The sequence below is a fragment of the Tenacibaculum sp. 1_MG-2023 genome (genome assembly GCF_030547425.1).
Classification (GTDB): Bacteria; Bacteroidota; Bacteroidia; order Flavobacteriales; family Flavobacteriaceae; genus Polaribacter.
In genome coordinates this window covers 1-18,850 of record NZ_JAUORH010000010.1, presented here as the reverse complement: position 1 = coordinate 18,850, position 18,850 = coordinate 1, and the positions used below count along the sequence as shown (strand labels likewise).

The 18,850-nt window shown below is 31.6% G+C and carries 13 protein-coding genes; 4 read left to right on the top strand and 9 right to left on the bottom strand.

Translation table 11 applies throughout. The annotated features are described in order from the left end of the window. Position 1 precedes the first annotated feature (1 nt). Positions 2-463 (top strand): MaoC family dehydratase, encoded by a 462-nt coding sequence (locus Q4517_RS08435; RefSeq protein WP_303508088.1) that lies wholly within the window; start codon positions 2-4, stop codon positions 461-463. 52 nt (positions 464-515) lie between these two features. Here Q4517_RS08435 and Q4517_RS08430 read toward each other — a convergent pair whose 3' ends face one another. Continuing rightward, positions 516-947 (bottom strand): hypothetical protein, encoded by a 432-nt coding sequence (locus Q4517_RS08430; protein WP_303508087.1) that lies wholly within the window; start codon positions 945-947, stop codon positions 516-518. A gap of 266 nt (positions 948-1,213) precedes the next feature. Here Q4517_RS08430 and Q4517_RS08425 point away from each other — a divergent pair, with 266 nt between their 5' ends. Then, complete coding sequence (locus tag Q4517_RS08425) at positions 1,214-5,542, top strand: glycosyl hydrolase family 18 protein (protein WP_303508086.1); 4,329 nt, start codon at positions 1,214-1,216, stop codon at positions 5,540-5,542. A gap of 258 nt (positions 5,543-5,800) precedes the next feature. Here the strand turns inward: Q4517_RS08425 and Q4517_RS08420 are convergent, their stop codons facing one another. After that, positions 5,801-7,012, bottom strand: coding sequence for an RsmB/NOP family class I SAM-dependent RNA methyltransferase (locus Q4517_RS08420; protein ID WP_303508085.1), 1,212 nt, complete (start codon positions 7,010-7,012; stop codon positions 5,801-5,803). Between the two features lie 61 nt (positions 7,013-7,073). Here Q4517_RS08420 and recG point away from each other — a divergent pair, with 61 nt between their 5' ends. Next, the gene (recG, locus tag Q4517_RS08415) at positions 7,074-9,185 is read left to right on the top strand and encodes an ATP-dependent DNA helicase RecG (RefSeq protein WP_303508084.1); all 2,112 of its coding nucleotides are present in this window, start codon (positions 7,074-7,076) and stop codon (positions 9,183-9,185) included. A 12-nt stretch (positions 9,186-9,197) separates the two neighbouring features. Here the strand turns inward: recG and nhaA are convergent, their stop codons facing one another. The 5 genes from nhaA to Q4517_RS08390 all read right to left on the bottom strand — a co-directional run bounded on the left by nhaA (position 9,198) and on the right by Q4517_RS08390 (position 15,071). Beyond that, a complete protein-coding gene (gene nhaA / locus Q4517_RS08410) occupies positions 9,198-10,532 on the bottom strand; it encodes a Na+/H+ antiporter NhaA (RefSeq protein ID WP_303508083.1) in 1,335 nt (444 codons plus the stop codon). A 111-nt stretch (positions 10,533-10,643) separates the two neighbouring features. Then, positions 10,644-12,167: a hypothetical protein gene (locus Q4517_RS08405; RefSeq protein ID WP_303508082.1), complete on the bottom strand. Its 1,524-nt coding sequence runs from the start codon at positions 12,165-12,167 to the stop codon at positions 10,644-10,646. 10 nt (positions 12,168-12,177) lie between these two features. Then, positions 12,178-12,810 carry a hypothetical protein gene (locus Q4517_RS08400; RefSeq protein WP_303508081.1) on the bottom strand — a complete coding sequence of 211 codons (633 nt, stop codon included), beginning with the start codon at positions 12,808-12,810 and terminating at the stop codon, positions 12,178-12,180. A 116-nt stretch (positions 12,811-12,926) separates the two neighbouring features. After that, entirely contained in the window at positions 12,927-13,727 is an 801-nt protein-coding gene (gene fdhD / locus Q4517_RS08395; RefSeq protein WP_303508080.1) for a formate dehydrogenase accessory sulfurtransferase FdhD, read from the bottom strand. A 162-nt stretch (positions 13,728-13,889) separates the two neighbouring features. Continuing rightward, positions 13,890-15,071 carry a THUMP-like domain-containing protein gene (locus Q4517_RS08390; RefSeq protein WP_303508079.1) on the bottom strand — a complete coding sequence of 394 codons (1,182 nt, stop codon included), beginning with the start codon at positions 15,069-15,071 and terminating at the stop codon, positions 13,890-13,892. Positions 15,072-15,205: 134 nt separating this feature from the next. On the opposite strand from Q4517_RS08390, the gene Q4517_RS08385 reads away from it, so the two are divergent. Beyond that, positions 15,206-16,054, top strand: a complete 849-nt coding sequence (locus Q4517_RS08385; protein WP_303508078.1) for an outer membrane beta-barrel protein — start codon at positions 15,206-15,208, stop codon at positions 16,052-16,054. A gap of 77 nt (positions 16,055-16,131) precedes the next feature. Here Q4517_RS08385 and Q4517_RS08380 read toward each other — a convergent pair whose 3' ends face one another. Continuing rightward, positions 16,132-16,818, bottom strand: a complete 687-nt coding sequence (locus tag Q4517_RS08380) for a hypothetical protein (protein ID WP_303508077.1) — start codon at positions 16,816-16,818, stop codon at positions 16,132-16,134. Further along, the gene (locus Q4517_RS08375; protein ID WP_303508076.1) at positions 16,802-17,719 is read right to left on the bottom strand and encodes a RimK family alpha-L-glutamate ligase; all 918 of its coding nucleotides are present in this window, start codon (positions 17,717-17,719) and stop codon (positions 16,802-16,804) included. Before Q4517_RS08375 ends, Q4517_RS08380 begins: the two co-directional genes overlap by 17 nt. Positions 17,720-18,850 lie beyond the last annotated feature (1,131 nt).

Here is an 18,850-nt window from a genome sequence, read left to right as displayed (position 1 = left end):
TATGAAAAAATTAATTGTTGAAAATTTAAAAGAACTTTCTAGTATAGAAGGAAAGCAATTACCAGTGGGTGAGTGGTATACTGTAACCCAACAAATGATCAATGATTTTGCGAATGCGACACTCGATAAACAGTGGATTCATATCGATGAGGAAAAAGCAGCTAAATATTCTCCAACAAAAACAACAATAGCACATGGATTTATGTCTGTTTCTATGTTATCGGAACTAATTTCCAAACAATTTGAAGTAAAAAGTGTAACTATGGGATTAAATTACGGATTGAACAAAGTTCGTTTCCCAAATCCTGTACCGGTAAATAGTGAATTACGTTTAATCAGTTCTATTAAGCAAATAGAAGATTTTCAAAGTGGTAAAAAGTTAACTTTTGATTGTACAATAGAAATAAAGGGACAAGAAAAACCTGCTTGTGTTGCCGAATTTATTTTTGTTCTATTTGAATAAAATAAAGCTGCCTTTTTCAAAACAGCTTTTAAATTGTTGTATTATCTTAGTACTATGATAACCAGCCTTTCGCTATTGTTTTTTTAGTATACATCAACAAAAACACACCTATAACAATTACCATTATAGGCATTATAACACTTCCAGGGCCATATACTTCAGTTGCTCTACTCATAAACAAGTTATACGACATTTGAATAATAATAGCAATTAGCGAAATTAAAAACATAGGTCTCGCTAACTTTTTTCTCATTAGTAAAAAAGTACTACCTAGTAATCCAGCAAAAACAGCAATAGCAAAAGTAGCAGTAACCCAAGTAGGAACATTTTCATACAAAGCTCTTTCAGCTTCAGGTAAAGCAGCTTTAACTTCATCAGTCATATAAGCTTGACCAATATAAGACATAACGCCTAGTCCATTCCAAACTAAGGCTGCAACACCAATAATCCAAAAAAGTGTGGTGGGTTTGTTTGAATCTGTCATAAAAGAAAGTTTTTAGTTAGTTATCGTATAAAACTACACATAAAATATAAAAAAGTAAAGGTTTATAAATAATTTATGCCCTTAAAGATATATGTTTAAACTCTAGTAGAAGGAAAAGTGTTTTAAGTTTCTGTTTTATGGTTGTTAGTCTATTTTTTTTGTATTTTAAGTTTTATCTATCTATTTTTTAGGTGAATAACTTAAAACTAAGACATATGACACCCTTCGTATTTGTAAGAAAAAAACTATTAATAGTTTTTTTCTTAATGACATCATTTGTGTTCTCCCAAGTAAACACAGGCGGAACTGCAACAACAGCAAACCATCAAAAACAAGTTATAGGATATATAACAAACTGGGATGCATGGAAGACAACATCGGCAGGAGTCCCCGGGCCAGGGGCCCTAACTCATTTAAACATTGATTACTCAAAATATACAATTTTGAATTACTCTTTTTTTGGTGTTGCCAACGACGGATCACTACACAGTGGTGATCATAGAAATAAACAAATTTATCAAGCAGGAACTGTGCAACTCCCAAACGATATTTTTATGAAAGATATTTATAGTAGTTGGGATATGCATATTCTCTTTGGAGAAATTGACCCAATTCAACATATAAATGAAGCCGCAAAGAAAAGAGCAGAAGCACAAGGTTTTCAAGTAACACTAAACGGAAGCTCTTGGACACAACCTACATGGGGCTTGAGCGGACAATTACCGATACCTTTACACAAAGAAGATGGTGCTCCTGGCTTACTTGAGCTAGCACATACAAAAGGTGTTAAGGTAATGGCATCTATTGGAGGATGGAGTATGTGTAAGCATTTTCCAGAAATGGCTGCTGACCCCATTAAAAGAGCGAGATTTATAGAAGACTGTAAAAAACTTATAGCTACTGGATTTGACGGTATAGATTTAGATTGGGAATATCCAGGGCCTTATTCTGGTATGAATTTTACTGGGTCACAAGCTGACTTCGCAAACTTCGAAACACTTGTGCAAGAAATTAGAGCAGCTATTGGACCAGATAAGTTAATTACAGCAGCGATGTCTGCTGACCCAAGAAAGCTGGAAGGATTTAATTGGAGTAAGTTGTCTAATAATATGGACTATTTTAATATGATGACCTACGATATGAATGGTGGTTGGTCAAATAAGTCAGGACATAATGCACCCATATATCCATACTCAAATGCAGAGGTGTCTTTTTTTAATTGGCAATCAACACTGCAAAAACTTGAAGAAAAAGGAGTACCGAAAAATAAAATATGTTTTGGTGCTCCTTTTTACGGAAGAGGAGTAATAACTGAAGGTACTGCCGATTTGAATGTAAAAACAGTAAAAAGAGCAGTAACTATTCAACCAGATGGTCCTATACAAACAGCCTCAGATTATACAAACTGGAAACAAGAAGTATATGATGGTACACCAAACTATTTTTTTATAAAACAAAAGGCATTAGCTCCTAATAGTGGATGGACAAGAAAGTGGGATAATGAAGCAAAAGTACCATACTTAGTAAAAGGAAATTTCTTTTTAAGTTATGATGATGAAGAATCTATAGGTATTAAAGCACAGTTTATTAATGATAATCAACTTGGTGGTACTATTATTTGGACGGTTTATGGAGATTTAGAAATAAGCGGTACAGCTACTTCTTTTGGAACGAAACTAAAACGATGGTCTAATGTAAAATCTCCTTTGGTAAACAAGATTAATGAGGTTTTTGCCAACGGTAATACAGGAGAAAATAAATTACCTGTAATTAATATTACTGCCCCTTCTAATAATGCAATTTATAATGAAGGTGATATTATTATCATCAAAGCTGACGCTACAGATAGTGATGGAGTTATTAGTAAAGTAGAGTTTTTTAACGGTAATACTAAATTAGGAGAAGACACTACTTTTCCTTATGAGTATACGTGGGAAAATGCTTCTGTAACAACTCATAAATTAACAGCTAAGGCAACAGATAATGATAATGGTTCAACCACGTCTTCAATAATATCAATTGTCGTAAACGAAGCGAACTCAAACAAACCTCCTACAGTTATTTTAGTCTCACCAGTAGATAATACTGTTTTTGAAGAAGGACAAACTATTGAGATAATTGCTAATGCAAGTGATGTAGATGGGACTATAAGTAAAGTTGAGTTTTTTAATGGAACAACTAAATTGGGTGAAGATTTAACAAACCCTTATAGTTATAGTATAGTTAATACTTCAATAGGAACTTATACCTTAACGGCGAAGGCTACTGACGATAAAGGATTAAGTAGTACCTCTTCTGTAAGAACAGTTAAGGTTACTGCAGATACGATTGACAACTGTAGCGGTATTGCAGATTGGTCGGCAACAACAACTTATAATGGAGGAGAAAATGTAAAGTATAAAAATGTTAACTATCAAGCTAAGTGGTGGACAAAAAACAATGCACCTGATACGCATACAGGAGATGGTCAACCTTGGAAAAAAGTAAAAGATTGTTCGGGAACTGGAGGCGGAGATAATATTGCACCAACAATAAATATAACCTCTCCTGTTAGTAATAGTACTTTTAAAGAAGGAAGTAATATTGAAATAACAGCCGATGCTTTTGATGACGATGGAAGTGTAAATAAAGTTGAGTTTTTTAATGAGAGTATAAAACTAGGAGAAGACACAACAACCCCTTATAACTTTACTATATCAAATGCACAAGTAGGAAGTTATTCTTTAACAGCTAAAGCTACTGATGATAAAAATGCATCAACAACTTCTGTAGCAGTGCAAATAAGTATTGAAAAAGATAGTACAGGTGGTGATGGTCAAGGTTGTAATAATGTACCTAATTACATTGCAGGAACTTCATATAATCAAAATCAAGAAGTACAGAATGAAGGAAACAAATATAAATGTAATATCGCTGGTTGGTGCTCTTCGTCAGCAGCATGGGCATATGCACCAGGAACAGGAACTTATTGGAAAGATGCTTGGTCTAAGGTAAGTAGTTGTGAAGTAACAGGAAGCAACCCTAAAATTAGTATAACATCTCCTCAAAACGGTGCTATATATGCTGTAGGGAACTCTATTGAAGTAAAAGCAACTGCAACAGATGATGAAGCTATAAGTAAAGTAGTGTTTTATAATGGTTCAACTAAATTAGGAGAAGATACTGCTGCTCCATATACATATACAATAACAAATGCACAAGCAGGAAGTTATTCTCTAACAGCAAAAGCTTATGATAATGAGAATAACTCAACTATATCTTCTTTAGTGGTTGTAACAGATGGTGTGAATCCACCTATTTCAAATAAGATTTTAGTAGGCTATTGGCACAATTTTAACAATGGTTCTACAATTCCTAAACTAAGAGATGTTTCAAAAGATTGGGATGTTATTTGTGTGGCATTTGCAGAGCCTAAATCAGGTAGTAAATCAGAGATGAAATTTACTCCTTTTGAAATTTATAATGGGAATATAGAGGAGTTTAAAAATGATGTAAGAATCTTACAAGGAAGAGGGCAAAAGGTGTTAATATCAATAGGAGGAGCTAACGCTCATGTAGAGTTAAATAACAATACCGAAAAGAATCAGTTTGTGAGTTCAATGACTAGTATTATTAACACCTATGGATTTGATGGTTTAGATATTGACTTAGAAGGAAGCTCTCTATCTCTAGACCCTGGTGATACAGACTTTAGAAATCCTACAACACCAAAAATCATTAATCTTATAGAAGGTACTAAAGGAGTTATTAATAATGTTGGAGCTAGTAAATTTACCTTAAGTATGGCACCAGAAACGGCTTATGTACAAGGAGCATATGGTAATTATTCTGGAGTATTTGGAGCTTATTTACCAGTAATACATGCCTTACGAAATCAAATGGATTATATTCACGTGCAACATTACAACACAGGTTCAATGTTTGGAAGAGACGGTAAAATATACCAGCCAGCTACTACAGATTTTCATGTAGCTATGGCAGAAATGCTAATAACTGGATTTAAAGTTGCTCAAACCGGCTTAAATTTCCCTGGTTTAAGAGCAAATCAAGTAGCGATAGGGTTACCTGCTGAACCAAGAGCTGCTGGTAGTGGTTATACATCAGAAACTGTTGTACAACAGGCATTAGATTATCTAATAAAAGGAGTCTCATATCCTAATAGAACCTATACAACAAGTACTACATATCCAGAATTTAGAGGTTTAATGACCTGGTCCATTAATTGGGATGTAGCGAATAACGCTGTTTTTTCTTCTAGTCATAGAGCTTATTTAGATAATTTAGGACTATCTGGTAAAGCAATTAAAGAAAGTGAAGTATTAACTGAAAGTTTAGTTACGGCATACCCTAATCCTATTGTTAAAGATGTAATAACGTTTGAGTTTTTCACAAAAGAAGGCTTTGAACAAGAAAACCTAGTTGATTATGGGTTGCAAATTTTTAATGCAACTGGAAAAGAGGTCTTAACAATTAAAATCAACTCAAAAACAACTAAAAAACCTTTAAATATTGAGTTTTTGAAAAACGGTCTGTATTATTATACACTAAAAAAAGGCACAAAACAGCATTTAGGAAAATTCATTAAAGCGAATTAAAAAATTGGCTTATAATACCTAGATAAGAACCTCACATAACTTTCACATAGTTATAAAAGGTTTTTAAGAATAATAACATTCATAAAATAATGTTAAAGGTATTAAAAGAGTGTAACTATTAAGAAAAAGAATCGTCATATAAGCATATAATTACTTAACAAGTAATGTTTAGTGATTAGTTAGTTTTTAATAGTTGATTGAAAGGAAAGGCTCGAGATATTATCCCGAGCCTTTTTTAATATAATATATTTTAGGTACTTATTTTCTTTCTAGAAGCGCCATATAAAACCCGTCGAAACCAGATTTATGTGATAATACTTTTTCGTCTTTAACAAACTTAAAATCTTTTCCAGCATCAGAAGCTAAAAAGAATTCTATTTGTTGTTGGTTTTCAGACGGTAATACAGAACATGTAGCGTACACTAGTTTACCTCCTGGTTTTACCACTTTAGAGTATTGTTGTAATACTTCTTGTTGTGTACCACGAATTTTATCTAAAAACTCAGGTTGCAATTTCCACTTACTGTCTGGGTTTCTTCTAATTACTCCCAAACCAGAACATGGAGCATCGATTAAAACTCTATCAGCTTTACCTTGTAACTTCTTTATTACTTTGGTAGAGTCTATTACACGAGTATCAATATTATGAGCGCCGTTTCTTCGAGCACGAACTTTTAGTTTTTTTAATTTACTTTCGTAAATATCCATTGCTATAATTTGTCCTTTATTTTTCATTAAAGAAGCTAAGTGTAACGTTTTACCACCAGCACCAGCACATGTATCTACTACTTTCATACCTGGTTCAACATCTAAATAAGCTGCAACTAACTGAGAAGATGCATCTTGCACTTCAAAGAAACCTTTATGAAAAGCTTCAGTTTTAAATACATTAGCACGTTCTACCAAACGTAAGGCATCATCATAACCTTTGATAAATTCAGTATCAATTCCTTCTGTTTTTAAATCTTTTTGTAAATGCTCTTTTGTTACATTTAAAGTATTTGTGCGTAAAATAACTTCAGCTTTTTTATTTAAAGCAGCGATTTCTTTTGTCCAAACTTCTTCTCCCAATTCTTGTACTCCAACTTCATCAATCCAATCAGGAATTGATTCTCTAAATTTTCTAATTTTAGATAACTCATCAAATTTACCTTTAATTCTTCTTGTAGGAGTAGCTTCTATTTGATTCCAATCAGGTAATTTAATTCCTCTTAACACACACCAAACAACAAACAAACGCCATAAATCAGGACGTGCATATGGTACTTTTACATTCGCAATTTCAGCATATAAGCGTTGCCATCTAACAATATCATATATCGTTTCAGCAACAAACTTTCTATCGCGTGCTCCCCAACGTTTATCTCTCTTTAAAGCTTTCTCTACAGCTTTATCAGCATATACACCTTCGTTAAATATATCACGTAAACTATCAATAACAGCGTACGTTAAATTTCTATGTAATCTCATTTGATGAATTTAAGAGTGCAAAGATAGTTGATTTTAATGGCTTTTTGTATTTTCGTTCTTAATGAATTTAAATAACCCCGTAACATATATAAAAGGAATTAGTGTTGCTAGAGCAGAGTTGTTATTTACCGAGTTAGGTATTAAAACTTGTAACGATTTATTGCACCTTTTTCCGTTTAGATATATCGATAAAACACAGTTTTATACGATTAATCAGTTGCAACAAAACTCCGCTGAAGTACAAATAGTAGGTAAGATTACAGGCGTAAAAACCGTAAAACAAAAAAGAGGTAGTAGGTTAGTGGCTACTTTTTCTGACGCTACAGGTACCATGGAATTAGTTTGGTTTAAAGGTGCCAAATGGATAAAAGATAGTTTAAAAGTAAATGTTCCGTATGTTATTTATGGAAAATTGAATTGGTATAATGGTACTCCTAATATGCCGCATCCAGAAATGGAAACGGTAAAAGAATACAAAAGCAAGCTACAAATGGCTATGCAACCAGTATACCCTTCTACTGAAAAACTAAGCACTAAAGGAATAAGTAACAAGGTCATGCGTACGATGATTCAAAACTTGTTTCAGCAAGCATATACTAATGTTGAAGAAACTTTTCCTTATTATTTTATTGAAAAGCATCAGTTTTTAGGTAAAAAAGATTCGTTATTAAATATTCACTTTCCTAAAAATCAAGAATTATTAGCCAAAGCACAATACAGGTTGAAGTTTGAGGAGTTATTCTTTATTCAATTACAATTATTACAGAAGAAACTTATTCGAAAATCAAAACTAAAAGGATTTGTTTTTGAGCAAGTAGGAGAGGAGTTTACCAAATTTTATAATAATCACTTGCCTTTTGACTTAACAGGGGCTCAAAAACGAGTACTGAAAGAAATTCGTAAAGACGTAGGCTCTGGAGCACATATGAATCGATTATTACAAGGTGATGTAGGCTCTGGAAAAACGATTGTAGCGTTATTGACTATGTTGTTAGCTATTGATAATGGACATCAAGCCACAATTATGGCTCCAACCGAAATTCTTGCAACACAGCATTATAACGGAATAATAGAGCTATTAGAGAAAACTGATATTAAAGTTGAATTATTAACAGGGTCTACCAAAACAAAAAAGCGTAGAGAAATTCATGAAAGTTTAGAGGATGGTTCGCTACATATCCTGATAGGAACACATGCTATTTTAGAAGATAAAGTACAATTTAAAAATCTAGGTATTGCTATTATCGATGAGCAACATCGTTTTGGAGTAGCGCAGAGAAAAAAGCTATGGGAAAAGAGTCCTTCTGATGGAAGAGCAGTCCCTCCACATATTTTGGTGATGACTGCAACACCTATACCAAGAACATTGGCTATGTCCGTTTATGGAGATTTAGATATTTCTGTAATTGATGAACTGCCTCCTGGTCGTAAAGAGATTAAAACTGTACATCGTTATGATAGCAATCGTTTGGGAGTTTTTAAATTCTTGAAAAATGAAATAACTAAAGGACGACAAGCTTATGTAGTATATCCGTTAATCCAAGAATCGGAAGCTATGGACTACAAAGATTTAATGGATGGATACGAAAGTATTTCTCGAGAGTTCCCTTCTCCTAAATATCAAATAAGCATTGTTCATGGGCAAATGAAACCTGCAGATAAAGATTATGAAATGGAACGTTTTGCTAGAGGGGATACTCAAATTATGGTAGCTACTACAGTGATTGAAGTAGGAGTGAACGTACCTAATGCTTCTGTAATGGTAATTGAAAGTGCAGAACGCTTTGGCTTGAGTCAGTTGCATCAATTACGAGGTAGAGTAGGGCGTGGAGCTGAACAGAGTTATTGTATTTTATTATCGAGTTATAAATTGTCTTCTGATGGAAAAACTCGATTACAAACGATGGTAGAAACTACAGACGGGTTTAAAATAGCGGAAGTGGATTTAAAACTTCGTGGTCCAGGAAATATTATGGGAACACAGCAAAGCGGTGTTTTAAATCTTAAAATAGCAGATGTTGTTAAAGATAGTCCAATATTACATATAGCTCGAAAAGCAGCTATAAACTTACTACAAGAAGATCCTAATTTATCAAAAACAAAAAATTCCAGCTTGCTAAAATCTTATGAAAAGCTTAAAAAAACAAGTGGAATTTGGAGTAACATAAGTTAGAATTAAGTACTATTAACTAGTACTTAATTCTTCTTTCTCAATAATAGTATTATCAGTTTTATTATATCTCAATATCAAATATCCAATTATTGCTGAAACAAGAGACCCTAATAAAACACCTATTTTAGCAGATCCTAAGAACTCAGGGCTCTTAGCAAAAGCTAAACTAGCAATGAATATTGCCATAGTGAATCCAATTCCGGCTAAAAAGGATACTCCTATAATATGTCGTGTATTAATATCTTTAGGAACCTCTATTATTTTAAGCTTTTTAACAGTGGTAATAATTGTAGTAATACCTATACTATTTCCTAGAACTAAACATAAAGCTATATGTATTATTAAGGAAGAGTCTAAATGTGCATCACTATCTAGTATTGATACTCCTGCATTAGCTAAAGCAAAAATTGGAATAATTGCATATGCAACTATACCATGTAATTTATGTTCTAAAAGTTGAAGAGGAGATTGATAGTCTTCTATCCAGTGATCTAAATTGTCTATTTCATCAATTTGCTCTTTTGACAATATTGGTGTAGGCAAAGTCTTCGCTTTTTTAATATTATCCATTATCTGAGACAAATTAGCCAAAAACTCAGTGGTATGTGCTTTTTGTCTAATAGGTACAGCAAAGGCCATTAATATACCTGCTACAGTTGGGTGTATTCCTGCTTTTAAAAACAAAACCCAAATAACTGCACCAAACATAAAGGTTATGTAATGAGAGTAAAAACCTCTGTGTGCAATAAAATAAAGGAAAGCTAATAAAGCTATAGCAATAGATATTAAGGTAATATCTATACTAGCACTATAAAATAATGCAATTACTAAAACAGCTCCTATATCATCAACAATAGCAAAAGCAGTTAAAAAGATTTTTAAACTAAGAGGCACTCTTTTACCTAAAGTATTTAAAACAGCTAGAGAAAAGGCAATATCAGTAGCCATTGGAACCCCCCAACCATGCGCCGTTTCTGGGTCTTCATTTAAAAGAATAAAAAACAAAACAGGGAATAACATTCCGCCTACTGCTCCAAAAAGAGGGAATGCTAGTTTTTTTGTAGTATTTAATTCACCTATTAAAAATTCTCTTTTAATCTCTAACCCAATTAAAAAGAAGAATACAGCCATTAAACCATCGTTAATCCAGAGTATTAAAGGTTTATATAACTCAAGATGTTCAGATTTAAAACCTATTTTATACTCCCATAAAGCACTATAACTGTCTCTAAAAGGAGAGTTTGCCCAAATAAGAGCTATTAAAGTTGCTACCAATAATAAAATTCCACTAGCACTTTCAGTTTTTAAAAATTTTTTAAAGGGAGATATTATTCTCTTTTTATTCATGTTTATATATAGATTGTAACTTACTTTTTTAAGGATAAAAAGTAAAGATATTAATTTTCTTATTTCAGATAGCGAAGATAATTCATCAAACTTTAATGAAAAGTTAAATTTTTAAAACTTTTTAACACTTAAGAAGGAAAAACGATACGAAATTCCCAAATTTAATTGAGTGTTACTTAATTTTCCTCCTCTTGCTTTTACATAACCAGCTCCTAATCTTAAATTTAGGTTATTAGTAAGTTTTTGATTAATCCCAACACTAGGTTTAATAATTAATCCTTGTCCTGTACTAATACCTCCGCCACCAGCTGCACCTCCTAAAACTTGTGCAAAAAGAGAGGTTCCTCCTTTAAAGAAGTCGTTTGTTTGAACTCCTAATCCCACAATTCCTTCTGCATAAGCTCCTGCACCTCCAAAGTTAGCAAAAGAAGTTTGACCTGCCGCATATAAATACTTGTTTAAGAAAAAGTTTAACTGTAATGATATTTGATGCATGTTTTGATCAAACCCACCATCTCTAGCAGCATTCAAATATAAATCTTGTTTAATAATAGCATCAAACCCTTTAAATTTTCCTTCTGAAAATTCTCTTTCATCTGATAAAACTCCATCTCTATCCACATAATACTTTAATCCTAGACCAAAAGTTGAAGAAACGAAATGAGAATCAGGACTCATCAAGTATCCTTTATTGATTGATGCATACACGTTATCAAATAGTTTTTGCTCTAAAGAGATGTCTGGATAAATTAAAAAACCTCCTTTGCTATCTACGCCGCCACCGCCACCAGCACCTACTCCAAATTTAGCTAAAATGTTTGTGCGATTTTTATTCATTGACAAATGATAACCTCCACCCAAGAAAATATCCATGTAACCAGCTTTAATTCCGTGATAAGCACCATCAGCTTTAACAAAAAAGAAAAAGTTATCTGTAAGATAGGAATTTAATTCAAATCCTGCTAAACGTATTGTATTTCCTTTATAAGACCCTTTAGTTACCTTAGCGTTATTCAGATGAACTAACAATGAAATTCGATTACTTAAGGCATTCCAAGAAGTGTTTTTTAAATCTTCTACAGAAAAAGTACTTTCTCTATCTTTAAAATTTGCTATCTTAAAAGAAAGAGGAATTTGTACGGCTACATTGAATTGACTACTGTTAATGGTACCTTCATCAAAAAAGTCGACATAACTGTATCCTGCAGTTGCAGAAAAATGTTTAAAATCATATCCTAAATTAAGATGAGGAAGTATAAATGCTCCTCCGCCATCAGGGGCAGATGCACCACCACCACCACCAAAATGAATTCCAGCATCAATAAAAAGTTTATCGGTTATTTTTTGTTGAATTCCAGCATTTACACCTAACGTAAAAAAACCTCCTCTAATACCTCCTACAGCTCCATATAACCCAACTCCTGCATAACTCCAATCATTTAGTTTGAGGTTGTAATGAAGCCCTGTGTAGTCCATATTTTGTTCTCCTTCAGGCATTTTAATTGATAAGAAATCAATTTGACCAAAACCAAACTGTGTTTTTCTTTCAGGAATGGTATTTATTTGTGCGTAAAAAAAATGAACACTCATTAGTAAACTTACTACGAGTGCTCTTTTAAAAATAATGTTAAGCATTAAATATTATTTAATTATGTATTTTTTGGCGTTCTCCGTTTATGTATGAAGCAACGAAAGCATCATTGAATCCAATTTTAATTAATTCTTTTTGTAAACCTTTAGCTTCATCTAAAGTAGTATACAAACCTAAAGAGTATTTAAAATAACCATCATTTGTTGTAACTGTTGATGGGATAACTTCTGATGACAATAAAGGATATTTATTTTCTGAAAGGATTCCTATTTGTACTGAATAGATTGTTTCCCCTGTAGTGTTTTCTGCTACTTCATCTGCCACTGTTTCAGTATTTATATCAGACGATATGCTGTTGTTATCAGGTTCTTCATCACTTCTAGCGGCTCTAGCTTGAGCTCTATTGATGCTGTCCAATACTCTGTAGGCTTCTTTCTTTTTTACAGCTTCTATATCTACGTTATTTATAGCACTACTACCTCCATTTGCGTAAAAATAATATGCAGCCCCTAAAGCAAGACCTAACAGAAGCCCTAAGAAAATAGGCAGAGTTTTCGAGCTCTTTTTTACCGCAGCTAATTCTTCTTGTGTGCTACTTAATTCGCTTTCTGCTTCTTCTCTTTTTAATTTAGCGTTGTCTAAGTCTTCTTGCATTAACTTAAACTTATCTTCTTCTATAAAAGGCATAAGTATATGGATTGGTTAGTAATTATTAAAAGCACTAAAATACAAATCTTTTTTAATTCGTGAGTTTTAAAGAGGATAATAGGCTCTGAAGACAATTATTTCTTATGAAAAAAATATTATCCGTGAGGTGTAGAATAGATTGTCATTTTATTATTTCTACTAAAACCGATAAGGAAAATTCCAAATTCTTTTGCGAAATCTACTGCCAAAGATGAACAAGCAGAAACTGCTATTATTATCGGGATTTTAGCTAAGAAAGCTTTAGATACTATTTCATAAGAAACTCTTCCACTAACTAACATATAATTAGCTTCTTTTAGCTTGTTTTGACTGATTAAATCACCAACACATTTATCTACAGCATTATGACGACCAATATCTTCTTTAATGGTTAATAGTTTTTTATTGCTATTAAAAATAGCACAAGCATGACTGCCTCCTGTAGATTTAAAAATAATTTGCTTATTACTCATTTCCATAAACATATATGATGTAGCTTCAACTATATCTTCAATTATTTCGTTAGAGTTACTTTTTAAAGTTTTTCCTTTAACTTTTAAATCTTTTAATTCCTTTTTTCCACAGATTCCGCACGAAGAAACCGATAAAAGAGTGCGTTTATTTAAGTATCCTTTCCCTAATTTTTCTTTTAGAATTTCCATGTTTATAACTGTAGAAAAGTCTTTATCAGTTTTGATTATATCTACTTTTACTCCATCTTTTTTTTTGTATATATCTTCTGCATATAACAAACCTCTTACTAATTCTTCATCGTTCCCAGGAGTTCTCATAACTACTGTATATGGCTCTTTGTTAATGTTTATTTGTAGTGGGGCTTCTACTACAAGAGTATCATCAAACTTCTCTAAAGAGTTATTAGAGAGTTTAATTGATTGGTAGCTTTCTGTTTGTTTCATGATAAAAACAAATGTATGCAAAAAAGCAAGTAAAAAGAAAAGCCCTGATATTAAGATCAAGGCTTTTAGTATGTTTTATCGCCCCTAAACAATAAAACATACTTTTCGATAGGGGCTTCTATCAACTAGATAAACGGTAAATTACAAATAATAGTATAAATATTAATCACTTTTTGTGCAGTCAATAACTATTAATTCGTTGTTTAGGTTTGTAGTAAAAAACAAATAAGTGTTTCCTCCGTCTTTAAATTTTGTTTCTTTTCTAATCTGAGCCACAGTTTTCGGAAAATTACGTGTTGTAATGTTTGCCTTAGATTCTGTTATTTGCTTTTTTATTCTTTTTTTATTGTAGGCAAATACATTCTTAATTTTAAAAATTCTTCCAGGGAAATCTTCAATTAAATTTTCTGAAGTATAGAGGTGAGAATGTTGATGTAATTTGCCTACTTTTTGTTGGCTTGCTACTTCATTAAATCCTCCAGACTTTAAAATAGCAGCATTGGGTTCATAAAGATATTTTAGCGGTGGATGATATTCAAATTTAAAACCACTATCTAGATGAAAATTAAATTTTTGCTTCTTGTTTTTCAGTACATTACATGTTTTTACTTCAATAAATACTTTAATCTCTTTTTTTAGTAAGAAAAGTAGTTCTTTTACTTCGTTATTAACTGCTATAACATGAATTTCTTTTACAAATTTTAGTTCGTTTATAGTTGATGTGATGTCTAAAATAGGTGAATTTTTAATAAGAATTGTGTTCGCTTTTTCAAATAAAAAATCTAAGTTTTCAGGTACGTTTGGTGAGCAATCTCTCAACAAAAAAACCTTTCCTTTTGTATCATTTCTTCGAGAAGGATCAATATAAATACAATCGAATTTTTCAGAAGTATTTTCTAGATACTCTAACCCGTTTGTAGCTACAGTTTTAATATTTGAAACCTTCATTTGCTCATAATTGTACGAAACAATTTCTGAAAGTTCTTCATTTAGTTCACAGTGCACAACCTTTTTAAACTGTTTTGAAAAAGCATGGCAATCAACACCAAAGCCTCCAGTAATATCAATTATTGAATCCCCATCAATTAATTTAGACTTGTACTCAGCTGTTATTTCAGAAGAAGTTTGTTCAATGCTTAATTTAGGAGGATAATAAATGTTTTTTGTTTGAAACCAAGTAGGTAATTTTTTTTCTGATTTTTGTTTAGCTACGATTTGATTGGCTAATTCTTGTACAGAAATATCTATAAAGGGACTTCCTTTAAAAATTAATTGTTCTATATTGGATGTTAGGTTCTGATTAATACAATCCTGAACCTCAGGATTTAAAATATTTTTATTCAAAAAAGAAGTGTTTTTTTTAATGCTTTTTACTACAATAATACTAATAATTTAACAGTTATAAAGTTTTGTTAATCCTATATTTTCATTAGGTTTGTTTACTTAATTATTAATTTAAAGTTAACAAATAATTTATTATGAAAAAAAGTATATTAATGCTTGCTATGATTTTAGCAACAATGAGTGTAAGTGCTCAGTTTTATGTTTCTGCAGCAGGAGGGTATTCAATTTCTAGTGCTGGTGTGCGTTTTGGTACTGAAACTACTGCATCTGGAGTAGAGAACACTTACGGTAGTTATGGTGAAGGACTACATACTCAATTAAGAGGAGGGTATTTTTTTAATGACACTTTTGGTGTTGAAATTGGTGTTGGATACTTAAATGGGGCAGATCAAACTTCTCTTTTAGTTGATTTACCTACACAAGCTCAATATATAAATATTGAAGCTAGAGGTAAAGCTTATGGAGCATCTGCCTCGTTAGTTTATAAATTTACTAATAACATTTATGGACGTTTTGGAGCCTTAATTAAGGTAGGAGGAAAAACTGAATCTGATGGAAAAATAAACATGGCATTATCTCAAACAGAAATGCTTAACGTTGATTATACACAAGATTATAAAGGGCGTTTACCTTTAGGGTTTATTGGTGCTGTTGGATACAAGTATGATTTAAGTGATAAAGTGTCTCTTTTTGCAGAATTAGAATACATGGGAATTAGTGTTACTAGAGATACTTCAGAAATTACTGAATTTTCAGCAAATGTTAATGGAGAAGCAAGATCTATAGAGCAAGTAAAAGCTATTTTCGCTAATCACCCTAACGCTCAATATAATCCTTTAGCTGCTGTATTTAACAAGAATATAGAGTATGTTGATGAGTTACCTTTAGGTGCAAATCCAGCTGGAGAAAAGCAATTATCACAAAAAGTTCCTTATTCTTCTTTTGGAATTAATATTGGAGCAACTTTCTATTTCGGTAAATAATTTTTATTTTATATAGAATCAAAAGAGCAGCAAAATTGCTGCTCTTTTTTATTGTTTATAAAAAAGTTATGGTAACTCTAATTATAAGCCTTTACATCTCCCATATCTAGAGTACCAACTGGCATTTCATGTTTTGTTGGTAGTATTGCTCCAGATTCAGTTGTTACCCAATCACTCCATGTAGCCTCCATGCCGCCAGTAGGAATTATAGAAACCCACATTTTATAGCTAGTAGGTTTACCATTCTCATCTAAAACCCATAAATAGGAATCACCTGGTGTTGAGCCTCCTGTGGTATAAGTAACTAATAAAGCGTCTTTGCCTTTATATTGTACAATTCTACGTTCAATTCCGTTTTCAAAAACTTTGTAAGGAGCTATTAACCAAAAACTATCATTGTTAAAGTAGTCTATGGCTTTTTGAAGTATTTCTTTATTTTTTACTTTTTTCCCATCAACTAAAACAATACTTTTTTCTGGTTCCTTAGTGTATAGTGTTACTTTATTAACATCCCAAGATACTTCTACAATATCTTCTTTCTTATTCCACTTATAAAAATGTTTCCCTCTAAAGCTCCACTCTATAAATCGTGTGTTTTTATAGGCTTCATAATTTAATGCTTTAAGCATTTTAGTGGCTAAAGCATCTGCTTTAGGTCCTTGTTCTCCTTTAGGTAAATTTTCGTTATTTCTAAAATAAAAAATTGCTAATACAATAGCTCCAATTAGTAATAATATACCTAGTATTTTAAATAACTTTTTCATTTTTGTTGATTAATTGTTTAATTCCTTTAGCTAGTTCATCTGCAGCAGCAGGATAATTTCTAAACCAAAGCTCTGGCTCAATTAGCTCTAATTCAGCAATAGCTAATTTACCATTATTATCAGTAAAAATATCAACACGTGCATAAATAGGAAGTTCTACACAAGCTTTAACGGCATTTTCGGCAAAAGCGATTTCTTCTTTAGTAGGTATGTAGTTATAAACTGAACCTCCAAAATCATCTTGTACTCTAAAGTCTCCTGGCTTTGCTACTTTTAAAACTGCATGTGTAAATTTACCATTCATAACCATCAACGAAATTTCTCCCTTTTCAACAATTTTATACTGAAAAGGCTGTATAATCATAGCTTCATTGGTTATTAAATCTGAAAATACGGTTTCGTATTCAGTAATATTTTTTGAATTAATTTTATAAGTGTGTCTCGCTGCTCCAGAAACACAAGGTTTTAAAACAAACTCTGTTAAGTTATACTTTTGTGAAAGTTCTTCTAATGTGAATTGAGTCTCTTTTTCTATAAAGTAGGATTCGCAAATATGTACCCCATTTTGCTGTAAATCTTGTAAATAATGCTTATCAATATTCCAACGGATAATTTTTTCTGAGTTTAACAATGTTGTTTGATTGCTAACAGTATTTAACCATGTTGAAAACTCAGGAAACCGATCAAAGTAATCCCATGTGCTTCTAAATAAAACATACTTTGTTGTAGACCAATCAAAAATGGCATCATCCCATGAGAGGCGAATTGCTTTTAAGCCTTGGTTTTCAAGTGCTACTTTCACATAATTATCTTCATCTAATATATTTTGAATATAGCTATCAAGTTTTTCAGGATTTACATATCTTTTATCTGTAAGGATAATAACATCGTATTTTTTCATATATGCAATGTAATGTTATTTTTAAAATTATAAACTGCTTATTTATGCGTATTATAATACTCTAGTATGTGGTTAGGTGCTTGTATACCTTCTTTTAAACTTTTATTAGGAATATTTGGCAAAACAATAGGAGAGAGGAACGTAATATTTTAGGGAGCTAACAATACTTATTATTAAGTTTCTCAATTATAAAACACTTCTAAAAATAATATTTTTAAGTTCAAATCTATCCTAAAATATAGAGAAACGAACCGTAATTGTTTCCAAAATTATGTGTAAGTCTTGATTTTTTTGTTTCTTTTTTCATCAAGGAAAAAAAGAAAATAAGAAAGATTAATAGTAACAATGTGGTTACCTATTTAACATAATATTTGAAGTACAAAATAAAAGAAGTTTAATAATAGTTCTTGATAGAACAAGTGCATAGAATTTTATTTTTATTCACTTTTTTAATTAATTTTTAAAATTTTAAAGGAGTTCGTGAATCTCGTAAAAACTCGATTTCATAAAATTTATGCTCTTGTGGAAAGTTGACGAAAATGTTATTGGAAAAAAATTACAGCACAATTTTAATTGATATTACAAATTTTGAAGAATTCCAAAAATTAGCTTTTGTGCGGCTGTAAGCGTTGGAAAATTGTGTTTAAAAAAATTACTGCGACAGCATAATTATTTTTAAAAAACAATCGAGCGTTTTTTGCAAGAGGCAATTTAACATAATGTCGAATTATAGCTACAAATTATTATAGTTCAAATGTTTATTAGAATAACGTATTTAAAAAATATTATTGAATAATACCAAATACGAGATTTTATGGAATTATAATTAACACTTGTTGACGAATGTTAAAACACCCCCAAACTAATGTTTATTGAGCTTTCAAGACTTTCTGGGATATTTTACATAATAGAGAATTATAGCTATCCAATTTACGATAATGAATTTGTACTATAATGTTCTGCGTTATGTAACTTTGCTTTGGTAAAAGCGAAGTTTCTATCTCAAATTTCTTTTGATTTTTTTCTTCTCAAATGTTCCTCTACGATGTTAATGTGTAGGCTTCCCCTTTTTAGGACACCTCTAATTTCGATAAATAATTATTATTTAGGTCAGATTTGATGAAGAATTTA